Source organism: Micromonospora sp. FIMYZ51, from assembly GCF_038246755.1.
Lineage (GTDB): Bacteria > Actinomycetota > Actinomycetes > Mycobacteriales > Micromonosporaceae > Micromonospora.
This window is the reverse complement of sequence record NZ_CP134706.1, coordinates 2,263,712-2,277,602: the sequence shown is the minus strand read 5'-3', so window position 1 is coordinate 2,277,602 and position 13,891 is coordinate 2,263,712. Positions and strand designations below refer to the sequence as shown.

Annotated in this window: 10 protein-coding genes and 1 pseudogene; 10 read left to right on the top strand and 1 reads right to left on the bottom strand. The window is 72.0% G+C overall.

Going from position 1 to position 13,891, the window contains the following annotated elements; genetic code table 11:
- Positions 1–45 precede the first annotated feature (45 nt).
- The 8 genes from QQG74_RS11085 to QQG74_RS11050 all read left to right on the top strand — a co-directional run bounded on the left by QQG74_RS11085 (position 46) and on the right by QQG74_RS11050 (position 9,295).
- Positions 46–738, top strand: coding sequence for a succinate dehydrogenase cytochrome b subunit (locus tag QQG74_RS11085; RefSeq protein ID WP_341720211.1), 693 nt, complete (start codon positions 46–48; stop codon positions 736–738).
- Positions 739–740: 2 nt separating this feature from the next.
- Complete coding sequence (locus QQG74_RS11080) at positions 741–2,678, top strand: fumarate reductase/succinate dehydrogenase flavoprotein subunit (protein ID WP_341720210.1); 1,938 nt, start codon at positions 741–743, stop codon at positions 2,676–2,678.
- On the top strand, positions 2,675–3,439 hold the full coding sequence (locus QQG74_RS11075) for a succinate dehydrogenase/fumarate reductase iron-sulfur subunit (protein ID WP_341720209.1): 765 nt from the start codon (positions 2,675–2,677) through the stop codon (positions 3,437–3,439). Before QQG74_RS11080 ends, QQG74_RS11075 begins: the two co-directional genes overlap by 4 nt.
- A 223-nt stretch (positions 3,440–3,662) precedes the next feature.
- Positions 3,663–4,847, top strand: coding sequence for a zinc-dependent alcohol dehydrogenase (locus QQG74_RS11070; protein WP_341720208.1), 1,185 nt, complete (start codon positions 3,663–3,665; stop codon positions 4,845–4,847).
- An 81-nt stretch (positions 4,848–4,928) separates the two neighbouring features.
- Entirely contained in the window at positions 4,929–5,975 is a 1,047-nt protein-coding gene (locus QQG74_RS11065; protein WP_341720207.1) for a serine hydrolase, read from the top strand.
- 51 nt (positions 5,976–6,026) lie between these two features.
- Entirely contained in the window at positions 6,027–7,178 is a 1,152-nt protein-coding gene (locus tag QQG74_RS11060) for an MBL fold metallo-hydrolase (protein WP_341720206.1), read from the top strand.
- Positions 7,179–7,476: 298 nt separating this feature from the next.
- Entirely contained in the window at positions 7,477–8,448 is a 972-nt protein-coding gene (locus QQG74_RS11055) for a GNAT family N-acetyltransferase (protein ID WP_341720205.1), read from the top strand.
- Positions 8,449–8,653: 205 nt separating this feature from the next.
- On the top strand, positions 8,654–9,295 hold the full coding sequence (locus QQG74_RS11050) for a NeuD/PglB/VioB family sugar acetyltransferase (RefSeq protein WP_341720204.1): 642 nt from the start codon (positions 8,654–8,656) through the stop codon (positions 9,293–9,295).
- A gap of 9 nt (positions 9,296–9,304) precedes the next feature.
- Here QQG74_RS11050 and dgt read toward each other — a convergent pair whose 3' ends face one another.
- Entirely contained in the window at positions 9,305–10,816 is a 1,512-nt protein-coding gene (gene dgt / locus QQG74_RS11045) for a dGTP triphosphohydrolase (RefSeq protein ID WP_341720203.1), read from the bottom strand.
- On the opposite strand from dgt, the pseudogene QQG74_RS11040 reads away from it, so the two are divergent.
- Both QQG74_RS11040 and QQG74_RS11035 read left to right on the top strand, forming a co-directional pair.
- A pseudogene (locus QQG74_RS11040) lies at positions 10,815–13,299 on the top strand (Tex family protein). The gene dgt and the pseudogene QQG74_RS11040 sit on opposite strands and share 2 nt — an antisense overlap.
- A 105-nt stretch (positions 13,300–13,404) precedes the next feature.
- On the top strand, positions 13,405–13,833 hold the full coding sequence (locus tag QQG74_RS11035; protein ID WP_341720202.1) for a hypothetical protein: 429 nt from the start codon (positions 13,405–13,407) through the stop codon (positions 13,831–13,833).
- Positions 13,834–13,891: the final 58 nt, after the last annotated feature.

Genomic DNA, 13,891 nt, shown 5'->3' with positions numbered 1-13,891 from the left:
TCGATGCATTGGACGACTGGTTGAAGTACTCCTAGCGTCGGTCGCGTGGTAGTCACGACGAGAACCCGGTCGCCCATCCGATCCAATGTCGGCCTCAAGGCCGTCATGGCGGTGACGGGCATCCTGCTTGTGCTTTTCCTCATCGCACACATGCTCGGCAACCTGAAGATCTTCACGGGTGCGATGGAGTTCAACCACTACGCCGAGTGGTTGCGCGAGATCGGCGTCCCGTTGCTGCCCAGCGCCGGATTCCTCTGGATCCAGCGGATCGGTCTGCTGACCGCCGTGGTCCTGCACATCTGGGCCGCCACCGTGCTGGCGCTGCGCGCCCGCGCCGCCCGCCCGGTGCGCTACGCCCACCGCAAGAAGATCCAGGGCAGCTACGCGGCCCGCACCATGCGGTGGGGCGGCGTGATCATCCTGCTCTTCGTGATCTACCACATCCTGGACCTGACCACCGGCACGCTGAACCCGGTCGGTGACCCGGCCCGGCCGTACGCCAACGTGGTCGCCGACTTCGCCCTCGACCGCTGGTACGTCACCCTCTTCTACACCCTGGCCGTCGTCGCGCTCGGCTTCCACCTGCGCCACGGTCTGTTCAGCGCGCTGCGCAGCCTCGGCCAGCAGACCCCGCGCGGCGAACAGCGCGCCCGGGCGGTGGCCCTGGTCTTCGCCGTCGTGCTCTGCGTCGGCTACCTGGTGGTCCCGTTCGCCGTACTCACCGGATTGGTGTCCTGACCATGGATCTCTTCACCGAGGGCGACCCGATCGCCGACACCAGGGCTCCCGAGGGTCCGATCGAGACCCGGTGGGAACGCCGCCGCTTCGAGGCCAAGCTGGTCAACCCGGCCAACCGCCGCAAGATGACCGTGATCGTCGTCGGCACCGGCCTGGCCGGTGGCTCCGCCGCCGCCACCCTCGCCGAGCAGGGCTATCGGGTCAAGTCCTACTGCTACCAGGACAGCCCGCGCCGGGCCCACTCGATCGCCGCGCAGGGTGGCATCAACGCGGCCAAGAACTACCGCAACGACGGCGACTCGGTGCACCGGCTCTTCTACGACACCGTCAAGGGCGGCGACTTCCGCTCCCGCGAGTCGAACGTGCACCGGCTGGCCGAGGTGTCGGCGAACATCATCGACCAGTGCGTAGCCCAGGGTGTGCCGTTCGCCCGGGAGTACGGCGGCCTGCTCGACACCCGCTCCTTTGGCGGCGCCCAGGTGCAGCGCACCTTCTACGCCCGGGGCCAGACGGGCCAGCAGTTGCTGCTCGGCGCGTACCAGGCGCTGGAGCGGCAGATCGGCCTGGGCAACGTGGAGATGAACGCCCGACACGAGATGCTTGAGCTGATCGTCGTCGACGGCCAGGCCCGGGGCATCGTGGTCCGGGACATGGTCACCGGCGAGATCACCTGCGAGTTCGCCGACGCCGTGGTGCTCGCCTCCGGCGGCTACGGCAACGTCTTCTACCTCTCCACAAACGCCAAGGGCTGCAACGTCACGGCCACCTGGCGGGCGCACCGCAAGGGCGCCTACTTCGCCAACCCCTGCTACACCCAGATCCACCCGACCTGCATCCCGGTCTCCGGCGACCACCAGTCGAAGCTGACCCTGATGAGCGAGTCGCTGCGCAACGACGGCCGGGTCTGGGTGCCCAAGGCCAAGGACGACGACCGCAACCCGCGGGACATCGGAGAGGACGAACGGGACTACTACCTGGAGCGGATCTACCCCTCGTTCGGCAACCTGGTGCCCCGGGACATCGCCTCCCGGGCCGCCAAGAACGTCTGCGACGAGGGCCGGGGCGTCGGCCCGACCAAGCTCGGCGTCTACCTCGACTTCTCCGACGCCATCGAGCGGCTCGGCCGCAAGGCCATCGAGGCCAAGTACGGCAACCTCTTCGAGATGTACGAGCGGATCACCGGCGAGGACCCGTACGAGGTCCCGATGCGGATCTACCCGGCCGTGCACTACACCATGGGCGGCCTCTGGGTCGACTACGACCTCCAGTCGACCATCCCCGGGCTGTTCGTGATCGGCGAGGCGAACTTCTCCGACCACGGCGCGAACCGGCTCGGCGCCTCGGCGCTGATGCAGGGCCTGGCCGACGGGTACTTCGTGCTGCCAAACACGATCGCCAACTACCTCGCCGCCGGCCCCTTCGAGAAGATCGACGCCAGCCACCCGGCGGCGGTCGAGGCCCGCCGTGACGTGGAGGACCGCATCCAGCGGCTGCTCGCGATCAACGGCGACCGGACGGTGGACTCGTTCCACCGCGAGTTGGGCCAGATCATGTGGGAGCACTGCGGCATGGAGCGCTCCGAGGCCGGGCTACGCAAGGCCATCGACGAGATCCGCGCGCTGCGCGAACAGTTCTGGCAGCGGGTGCGGGTGCCCGGCGACGGTGAAGGGCTCAACCAGTCGCTGGAGAAGGCCGGCCGGGTGGCCGACTTCTTCGAGCTGGCCGAGCTGATGTGCATCGACGCCCTGCACCGCGAGGAGTCCTGCGGCGGGCACTTCCGGGCCGAGCACCAGAGCGCGGACGGCGAGGCCGAGCGCGACGACGACAACTTCGCGTACGTCGCCGCGTGGGAGTTCACCGCCACCGGGCAGCCGTCGGTGCTGCACAAGGAAGACCTCAACTTCGAATACGTCCACCCCACGCAGCGGAGTTACAAGTGAATCTGACCCTGCGCATCTGGCGCCAGTCCGGCCCTGCAGACAAGGGTCGGATGGTGACCTACCAGGTCGACGACGTCTCCCCCGACATGTCGTTCCTGGAGATGCTCGACGTGCTCAACGAGCGGCTCATCCTCTCCGGTGAGGAGCCGATCGCCTTCGACCACGACTGCCGCGAGGGCATCTGCGGCATGTGCGGCCTGATGATCAACGGCAACGCGCACGGGCCGCAGCGCGGCACCACCGCCTGCCAGCTGCACATGCGGCAGTTCTCCGACGGCGACACGATCGACATCGAGCCGTGGCGGGCTCGGGCCTTCCCGGTGATCAAGGACCTGGTGGTCAACCGGGGCGCCTTCGACAAGATCATCGCGGCCGGCGGGTACATCACCGCGCCCACCGGCAGCGCGCCCGAGGCCCACTCCGTGCCGGTGGCCAAGGCGAGCGCGGACGCCGCGTTCGAGTCGGCCGCCTGCATCGGCTGCGGCGCCTGCGTGGCGGCCTGTCCGAACGGCTCCGGCATGCTCTTCACCGCCGCCAAGGTCACCCAGCTCTCCCTGCTGCCGCAGGGCCAGCCGGAGCGCTACACCCGGGTGATCGGCATGGTCGACGCGCACGACGAGGCGGGCTTCGGCGGTTGCACCAACGCCGGCGAGTGCACCGTGGTCTGCCCGAAGGGCATCCCCCTGAGCACCATCGGCCGCCTGAACCGCGACTACCTGACCGCCACCACCAAGCGCCCCGACAACACCCCCGGCACCTAACCCACCCACCCCCACCCACCCCTCCCACCCCCACCCCACCCCACCCCCACCCCCGTCCCGTTGATCATGAGGTTGGCGGCAGTTTAAAGATCAACCACTGCCGCCAACCTCATGATCAACGCAGAGGGTGAGGGTGGGGGTGAGGGTGGGGTTGGCGGGGGTGGTGGGGTTGGCGGGGGTGGTGGGGGTAGCAGTCGGTTACCGACTACAAGGAGGTGCCGGCATGCGGGCAGTGACGTGGCAAGGCAAACGGGACGTACGGGTCGAGGAGGTGCCCGACCCTCGGATCGAGGAACCCACCGACGCGATCGTCCGGATCACCTCCACCGCGATCTGCGGCTCCGATCTGCACCTGTACGAGGTGCTCGGGCCGTACCTCAAGCCGGGCGACGTGCTCGGCCACGAGCCGATGGGCATCGTCGAGGAGGTCGGCCCCGGGGTGACCCGGCTCAAGCCCGGTGACCGGGTGGTGGTGCCGTTCAACATCTCCTGCGGCAGCTGCTGGATGTGCGAGCGCCAGCTGTACGCGCAGTGTGAGACCAGTCAGGTCACCGCCGAGGGCAAGGGTGCCAGCCTGTTCGGCTACACCTCGCTGTACGGCTCGGTGCCCGGCGGGCAGGCGGAGTACCTGCGGGTGCCGTACGCCGAGTTCGGCCCGATCGCGGTGCCGGAGACCGGACCGGACGAGCGGTGGCTCTACCTTTCCGACATCCTGCCGACCGCCTGGCAGGCGGTGAAGTACGCAGACACCCCGCGCGGCGGGACCCTTGCCGTCTTCGGGCTCGGCCCGGTGGGTCAGTTCTGCGCCCGCGTCGGCCGGCACCTTGGCGCCGAGCGGGTGATCGGGCTGGACCTGGTGCCGGAGCGGCTGGAGATGGCTCGCCGGCACGGCGTGGAGGTGCTCGACGTCTCTCAGCTCGACGACGTGGCCGACACGCTTATCAAGCTGGTGGACGGACGCGGGCCGGACGCGGTGATCGACGCGGTCGGCATGGAGGCGCACGGCGCGCCGCTGGGCAAGGCCGCCCAGACCGCCGCCGGGCTGCTGCCCGACAAGCTCGCCGGGCCGATGATCGACAAGGTCGGGGTGGACCGGTTGGTCGTGCTCAAGGCCGCGTTGAAGGCCGTCCGGCGCGGCGGCACGGTCTCCATCTCCGGCGTGTACGGCGGTGAGGTGGATCCGTTGCCCCTGATGGAGATGTTCGACCGGGGCATCCAGTTGCGGATGGGTCAGTGCCATGTGCGGCGCTGGACCGACGAGATCATCCCGCTGCTCGCCGCCGACGACGACCCGCTCGGCGTGGAGGATCTGCGTACCCACCGGCTGTCGCTGGCGCAGGCCCCGCAGGCGTACGAGATGTTCCAGAAGAAGGAGGACGGCTGTGTGAAGGTCGTGCTCGCGCCGTGACCGCATCGACGGGACCACGTATTTCGATCAGTCGGCCTAGGGTGTCCGGAGGAGACATCAGGGAACCGACGGGAGAAATCAGTGACTACCCGGATGAACCGCAGGGCCGCGCTCGGTCTGGGCACCGTGGCCACGGCCGGCACCGTTCTCGGGGCAGCGGTGCCCGCCACCGCTGACCCGGGACGCGCCGCGTCGACCGTGGCCGCACCGCTCGACGGCGATGCGGCCACCAGCGACCGGGACCGGGTGGCGGCCCGGATCGCAGCCATCTACCAGCGGGAACGTACCCGGGCCGGCGGGAACTGGCAAGCGTACGTCAGCCTCGCCGGCCCGGCCGGCGGTGCGCCGCTGGTGGCGGTGAGCGAGTCGGCGGACCGGCGGATCGAGGCGTACAGCGTCAACAAGATCGCCGTGGCGGTCGCGGTGCTGGACAAGGTCGACCGGGGTCTGCTCACCCTCGACCAGCGGGTGGACGTGACGGCGGCGATCGTCGTCCCGGGTGGCGACGGCATCTTCAGCCTGGACGGCGCCTACCCCAGCTCGGTCACCCTCGGGCACGTGCTGGCCAACCTGCTAACCGTCTCGGACGACACCGCCGTCCGACTGTGCGGGCTGGTCTGCCCGGCCGCCGAGCTCAACCAGATCCTGGTGACCAAGGGCTTCCCCAACACTCAGGTGCAGCCGGTGGCCAACCCGAACCGCTTCTACCTGGGCACCAGCACCCCTCGGGAGACCCACGACCTGCTCCGGGCGCTGGTCGGCGGCGCGCTGCTCTCCGCCGCCTCGACCGAGATCGTGCTGCGGCTGCTGCGCTCGCCGGTGGCCTTCACCGACGGCATCCGGCGCGAGATGTCCTCGGCCGAGCGGGCCCGGATCGCCACCAAGGCCGGATGGTTCGCCGATGCCCGGCACGAGGCCGGGGTGATCTTCGACACGGCCGGTGCGCCACTGCTGACGTACGCCCTTTTCGCCGACGGCCAGGCCGGGGCGGACGATTTCGGTGCCACCCACCCCGCCGTGCAGGCCCGGGCCCGGATGGGCCGGCGCTTCCTGGACGTGACCGGTCGCCTCGACGGCACCGGCACCGCGCACCGGGCCCACCGGTACCGGCCGAGCAACGGCGGCTGAACGCGCCATCGGCGGCTAACGTGGTCCCCGGGGCGCAGCTGAGGGGGGACCATGCGGGTGCCGAGCGAACCGAAGCAGTCGACCACCGGCCGGCGGATCAGCGGGTCGGTCGCCGGCCTGACCGCGTTGGCCGGGCTGGCCGGCCTGGCCTGGGCCGCCCGGGAGATACCGGCCGCGCTCGGCGGGCGGCTCGCCGGGGCCCGGGCCGAGCGGGCCGCCCGGTCACCGCAGTTCCGCGACGGCACGTTCCACAACCGGGCAGCCACCCGGACCATGACACCGGCCCCCGACCGCAACCTGCTCCGAGAGATGATCTTCGGCAAGCAGCAGCGTCGGCCGCGCGTCGCCGTGCCGCTGGTCCGGCCCGTCGCGGCACCCGAGGTCGATTCGGCGCGCGAGCTGAACGTGATCTGGTACGGGCACGCCTCCACGCTCATCGAGATCGAGGGGCGGCGGGTGCTGCTCGACCCGGTGTGGAGCGACAGGTGCTCCCCGTCCGCGGCGGTCGGCCCGCGCCGGCTGCACCGGCCACCGGTACGCCTCGACGAGCTGCCCCGCCTGGACGCGATCCTGATCTCGCACGACCACTACGACCACCTGGACATGGCCACGGTGCGGGAGTTGACCGCCCGGCAGTCGGCACCGTTCCTGGTGCCGCTGGGCGTCGGCGCCCACCTCGATCGGTGGGGCGTGCCGGCCGACCGGATCATCGAGCTGGACTGGGCGCAGACCCACCGGCTCGGTGAACTGGAGATCACCTGCGCCGCTGCCCAGCACTTCTCCGGGCGCGGGCTACGCCGCAACGGCACCCTGTGGAGCTCCTGGGTGGTCGCCGGACGCCAGCGCCGGGTCTACTACACCGGCGACTCCGGCTACTTCGACGGGTACGCCGAGATCGGCGCGGAGCACGGGCCGTTCGACGTGACGCTGGTGCAGATCGGGGCGTACGACCGGGCCTGGCCGGGCATCCACATGTTCCCGGAGGAGGCGGTCAGCGCCCACCTGGACCTGCGCGGTGGGCTCTTCGTACCGGTGCACTGGGCGACGTTCAACCTCGCCCTGCACGACTGGTCCGAGCCGGTCGACCGGCTCTGGGCCGAGGCCAAGGCGCGGGACGTCCGGCTGGCCGTGCCGCGCCCCGGCGAGCGAGTGGTGGTCGACGACCCGCCGCCTGTCGACGGCTGGTGGCAGGCGATCGCCTGACGTCGACAGGCGCACAGCGCGCGGGACAGCCAGCGGCGGGGCAGCCAGCGTGCGGGACAGCCAGCGTGCGCGACAGCCGGTATGCACCACGGCCGGGGTGCGGCGCGGCCGGGGCGGCGCGGCCGGGGTGCGGCGCGGCCGGGGTGCGGCGCGGCCGGGGTGCGGCGCGGCCGGGGTGCGGCGCGGCCGGGGTGCGGCGCGGCCGGGGGCGGCCGGTATGGCGGCGCGGCCGGCAAGCGGGCGGGACCGGCGGGAAATGCGGGTGCCGTTCGATAGCCTCCCGGCTACCGTGCTGGCCATGTCGCGCGTGGAGATCCGGCCGATCGTGGCCGCCGACGTGCCGGCCTGCGGCGCGTTGCTGGCCGACCGGCACCGCCGGCACCGGCTCGCCCAGCCGCTGCTGTCGCCGCGTTTCGAGACCGTCGATGCCGCCGTCGCGGAGCTGACCGCCGCGTTCGAGACTGCGGACGCCTCCGGTGCGGTCGCGCTCCGGGCCGGCGTGCCGGTGGGGTTTCTGCTCGGTGCCCCGAAGACGTCGCCGTTGTGGGGGCCGAACATCTGGGTCGAGGCGGCCGGGCAGGCGGTCACCGATGCCGAGGTGATGCGCGACCTCTACGCGAGCGCCGCGACCCGCTGGGTCGACGAGGGGCGCACGGCGCACTACGTGGTGGTGCCGGCCCAGGACGAGGAACTGGTCCGGGCCTGGTTCCGGCTGGGCTTCGGCCAGCAGCACGCGCATGCCGTCCGACCGCCGACGAGGCTGTCGACCGCAGCCGGGGACGGTGGGGTGTCGGTGCGCCGCGCCGGCCGGGCCGACATTCCCCCACTCGCCCGCCTCGACCTGGAGCTGCCCACGCATCAGGGCCTGTCCCCGACGTTCTCCGCCGGCCGGGTCGGCACGCTTGAGGACAGCCTCGCCGACTGGGCGGACGACATCGACAACCCGGAGTACGCCACGTTCGTGGCCGAACGCGACGGCGAGGTGATCGGCTCGGCCATCGGATGCGCGCTGGAGAAGTCGAGCAGCCATCTCGGCCTGGCCCGCCCGGACAACGCCGCGTTCCTCGGGTACGCTGCGGTCTTCCCGCACGCCCGCCGGGCCGGTGCCGGTCGGGCGCTCGGCGCGGCGGTCGTCGACTGGGCCGTCGACGGCGGGTTCGACAGTGTGGTCACCGACTGGCGGGTGACGAACCTGCTCTCCTCGCGTACCTGGCCGAGGCTCGGCTTCACCGAGACGTTCCTCCGCCTGCACCGGATGATCGGCCACTGAGCGGGCGCCCCGGCCGCCCCGCCGGCCCAGGTCCCCCGCCGCCCGGCCATCCCGGGGCGTCCCGGCGCCCCACCGGCCCCGGCCCTCCCGGTCGGCTGTTCGGCGGCAGAAATCGGAATACCGTCACTTCTGCCCCCGAACTTCTCTACTCTGCTCGCTTGACCACCTCAGCGGCCGGAGGACCAGCAATGAAGATCGGATCACGATGACCCTCGACCTCGTCATCGTGGGCTGCGGTGGCCACGGGCGGGAGATCGCCCAACTGGTGGCGGCGGTCAACGAGGCGGCCGGTCGCCTGACCTGGCGGCTGCTCGGTTTCGTCGACGACGATCCCGCGGAGCGCAACCGCAAGCGCGCCGAGGCGACCGCGCCGTACCTCGGCACCCTGGGGGCACTCGGACAACTGCCCCCGCAGACCCATGTCACGCTCGGCGTGGGTGATCCACGGATCCGGCGGGCCGTGGCCGCCCGGATCGACGCGCTCGGCCTGCCCGCCGCCAGCCTGGTGCATCCGGACGCCACCGTCGGCGCCGATCTCGTCTCGGCCGAGGGCCTGGTGGTGTTCGCCGGCGGCCGGATCACCACGAACGTCATCGCCGGGCGGCACCTGCACGTCAACCAGAACGCCACCCTCGCCCACGACTGCGTGGTCGGCGACCACGTCTCGCTGCACCCGCTCGCCGCCGTCTCCGGCGACTGTCACCTCGGCACCGCCGCGCTGATCGGCGCGGGCGCCGTGGTGCTGCAAGGGCTGCGCATCGGTGCCGGGGCGACGGTCGGCGCCGGTGCGTGCGTGGTACGCGACGTGTCAGCGGGCCGCGTGGTCAAGGGCGTACCGGCGCGTTGAGCCGCGCCCTCAGAGCACGAACGCGTCGGTCCAGAGGGCGCCGGAGCGGCCGGAGAGCGCGTCCAGCATCGCCACCGCCTGGCCGTCGGTGAGCTGGGCCACGAAGTCCACGATGGCTCGGCCACGGGCCTTGCCGATCCGGTCCTGGGTACGCGGATGCAGCTCCGCCTCGGCCAGCTCCACCAGGTCGTGCAGCCGCCGGGGCAGCCGGGACTCCTCCTCCGGGTCGAGCAGCCACTCCAGCAACGCCTCGACAAGCGTGCCGAGCAGTCGCGCCTGCCCCCGCTGATGCAGCGCCAGATCGGGCCGGGCCAGCACGAACCGGTGGTGGACGAACTTGAGCACCTGCACCTCGTGCCACTGCGCGGGCGCCAGCAGCACGTGCCCGGAGCGCATCGACGGCTGCTCGGCGACGGTGATCGCATCGACGAACCGGGTGGTCCAGCGGGCCGAGAAGCGTGCCACGTACTGCTCGGCCTCGATCGAGCCGTCGAACGGCAGGGCGAGCAGCCCTTCGACCAGTTCCTCGCGGACGTGCTCGACGGCGGCGGCGAACGCCTCGTCGTCGGCGATCCAGCTGTCCTTGCGGTGCAGGTGGCGGCGCAGCCGTTCGATCGCTGCGCCGGGCCGGCGGGCCGAGGTGGTAAGCGCGGCGTCGGTGATCCCGCGCAGGCTCGCCCCCTCGCGCTGCCAGGCCATCAGCTCGGCGGCCACCGCACCCTGCTGGAGCACACCGACCCGGTAGAAGTCCTCCACGTCGTGGATGGCGTACGCGATGTCGTCGGCGGTGTCCATCACCGACGCCTCCACGGTCTGCTGCCAGTCGGCGATCCGGCCGGCGAACGGTGCCCGGGCCTGCCGCAGGTCGTCCAGCTCGGTGCGGTACGCGCCGAACTTCGCCGAGCCGCTGTCCGGGTCGTCCGGCGGCGGGCTCGCTCCGCGCGGCGGCAGGTCCATCAGGCGCGGATGCGGGTCAGGGTGATCCAGCCGGGTCCACGGGTATTTCAGCATCGCGGCCCGGACCGCCGCCGTCAGGTCGAGCCCGGTGGTCGCCGCGCCACGGATCTCGGTCGAGGTGACGATCCGGTACGACTGGGCGTTGCCCTCGAACCCGTCGGTCAGGCCGAGGCGGTGCCGGGCCAGCCGGTCCAGCACCCGCTCGCCCAGGTGCCCGAAGGGCGGGTGACCGAGATCGTGGGCGAGCGCGGCGGCCTCCACCACGTCCGGATCACAGCCGCCCAACTTCTCCACCAGGTCGCGCTGCCACCCGTCGGCGGTGAACCGCTCCGCGATCGCCCGCGCCACCTGGGCGACCTTGAGGCTGTGCGTGAGTCGGTTGTGCACCAGCAGGCCGGATCCGCCCGGACTGATCACCTGGGTGACGCCGCCCAGGCGGGTGAAGAACGGCGAGCCGACGATGCGGTCCCGGTCGGCCCGGAACGGGCTGGTCGCGAGGTCGCCGAGGGCCCGGGCGCTGCCCCCGAAGAGGCGTCGGGCGCGCGGCTCGACAGGTGGTTCCATGATCGCCACGGTAGCCCGGCAGAATGCACCACGGAACCCACACCCGAAGGCGGAGCGACATCGTGACCCTCTCTGTTCATCAGCGCATCGCCGAGGAACTCGGCGTCGCCGAGCGCCAGGTACGCGCGGCCGTCGAGCTGCTCGACGGCGGCGCCACCGTGCCGTTCATCGCGCGGTACCGCAAGGAGGCCACCGGGCTGCTCGACGACACCCAGCTGCGCACCCTGGAGGAGCGGCTGCGCTATCTGCGCGAGCTGGACGAGCGCCGCACGGCGGTGCTGGAGTCGATCCGCACCCAGGGCAAGCTCGACGAGGCACTGGAAGCGCAGATCATGGCGGCCGACTCGAAGTCCCGCCTGGAGGACATCTACCTGCCGTACAAGCCCAAGCGCCGGACCCGGGCCCAGATCGCCCGCGAGGCCGGGCTGGAGCCGCTCGCCGAGACGCTGCTCGGCGACCCGACGCAGGATCCTCGGGAGACAGCGGCCGGTTATGTCGACGCCGAGAAGGGGGTGGCCGACGCCGCCGCCGCGCTGGACGGGGCGCGGGCCATCCTGATCGAGCGGTTCGCCGAGGACGCCGACCTGATCGGCACGCTGCGCGAGCAGATGTGGTCGCGGGGCCGGCTGGTCTCCCGGGTACGCGAGGGACAGGAGAGCACCGGAGCCAAGTTCGCCGACTACTTCGACTTCGCCGAGCCGTACCCGAAGCTGCCCTCGCACCGGATCCTGGCCATGTTCCGGGGCGAGAAGGAGGGCGTGCTCGACCTGACCATGGCCCCGGAGGCCGACGGTGACGTCGACGCGGCGGTGACCGGGCCGAGCCGGTACGAGGCCGCGATCGCCGGCCGGTTCGGGGTCAGTGACGCCGGGCGGCCCGCCGACAGGTGGCTCGCCGACACGGTGCGCTGGGCGTGGCGTACCCGGATCCTCATCCACCTCGGCGCGGACCTGCGGATGCGGCTGTGGCAGGCGGCCGAGGAGGAGGCGGTCCGGGTCTTCGCCACCAACCTGCGTGACCTGCTGCTCGCCGCACCGGCCGGGGCCCGCCCGACGATGGGGCTGGACCCGGGGCTGCGGACCGGGGTGAAGGTGGCCGTGGTGGACGCCACCGGCAAGGTCGTGGCCACCGACACGATCTATCCGCACGAGCCGCGCCGGCAGTGGGACGCCTCGCTGCACACCCTCGCCACGCTGGCCGCCGCGCACGGCGTGGAGCTGGTGGCGATCGGCAACGGCACGGCCAGCCGGGAGACCGACAAGCTCGCCGGTGACCTGATCAAGCGGCACCCCGAGCTGAAGCTGACCAAGGTGGTGGTCTCCGAGGCCGGCGCGTCGGTCTACTCCGCCTCCGCGTACGCGGCGCAGGAGCTGCCCGGGCTGGACGTGTCGCTGCGCGGTGCGGTCTCCATCGCCCGCCGCCTCCAGGACCCGCTCGCCGAGTTGGTCAAGATCGACCCGCGCTCGATCGGCGTCGGGCAGTACCAGCACGACCTCTCCGAGGTGAAGCTCTCCCGGTCGCTGGACGCCGTGGTCGAGGACTGTGTCAACGGCGTCGGTGTGGATGTCAACACCGCGTCCGCTCCCCTGCTCACCCGGGTCTCCGGCATCGGGGCCGGGCTGGCCGAGAACATCGTGCTGCACCGGGACGCAAACGGCCCGTTCCGCACCCGGGCCGACCTGAAGAAGGTGGCTCGGCTGGGGCCGAAGGCGTTCGAGCAGTGCGCGGGCTTCCTGCGCATTCCCGATGGCGACGACCCGCTGGACTCCTCAAGCGTGCACCCGGAGGCGTACCCGGTGGTGCGCCGGATCCTCGCCGCCACCCAGCAGGACCTGCGGTCGATCATCGGCAAGAGCACCATCCTGCGCGGGCTGCGGGCCACCGACTTCGTCGACGACACGTTCGGCCTGCCCACCGTCACCGACATCCTCGCCGAGTTGGAGAAGCCCGGCCGCGACCCACGGCCGGAGTTCAAGACGGCGACCTTCGTCGAGGGCGTCGAGAAGATCAGCGACCTCACGCCCGGCATGGTCCTGGAGGGCGTGGTCACAAACGTCGCCGCGTTCGGCGCGTTCGTGGACGTCGGGGTGCACCAGGACGGTCTGGTGCACGTCTCGGCGATGTCGCGCACCTTCGTCAAGGACCCGCACGAGGTGGTCAAGTCCGGCGACGTGGTCAAGGTCAAGGTGCTGGACGTGGACGTACCGCGTAAGCGCATCTCGCTGACCCTGCGGCTGGACGACGAGGTGGAGCCGGGCGGTGGGCGCGGCGGCCCGCGCGGCGGCGGTCGCGGCGAGCGTGCCGGTGCGCCCGGCGGCGGTCGCGGCCGGGAGGGCGGCGGTCGGGAGGGCGGCGGTCGGGAGGGCGGCGGTCGGGAGGGCCGCACCGGCGGGCCGCAGCAGCGCCAGCGGCGTGACGGCGGCGGGCCGGCACCGGCCAACGACGCGATGGCCGAGGCGCTCCGCCGCGCCGGCCTCGCCTGACAGCGCGACGGCGGCGGCCGTGGTGAGGAACCGGGGCCGCCGCCGAACCCCGCGCCTGCGCCGCCCCGGTGCCGCCACCGGGGCGGCGGGCGTACCGTCGTCGGCGTGGACGCCCACGACGGCCAGGACTGGCGGGAGCAGCGGCGGCAGGCCGTTACGGCGCACGCCGCGGCCGAGGAGCGTCGGCGCGCCACCGAGCAGGCCCAGGCGGCGCAGTTGGTGGCTCGGTTCGTGGCCGAGGCGCTGCGGCGTGGGCTGCCGACCACCCGACTCACCGCGCGCTCGTACGACGGGCGGGGACGGTACCGGACCCGGCTGCGGGGCTGGTACGTGGACCAGGCCCGCAGCCGTGCCGTGGACACCGACGGGCGGTTCCATCTGTTGACCGTGCCAGGCGGTCTGCGGGCCCGGCTGTTCGGTGCCGATCCCGAACCCAGCCCACCACCCCTTGTCGTTGGCGCGGGTGGCCGCGACGGTGAGTCGATCCCGCTGGAAGTTCTGCTCGATCGACTGCTCGCCGGAAACGACAACTGAAAGCCGTGTCTCCCTCGCCAGCCGGGCGGTTGTACTAGCGGAGCTTTATCCGCTTTCG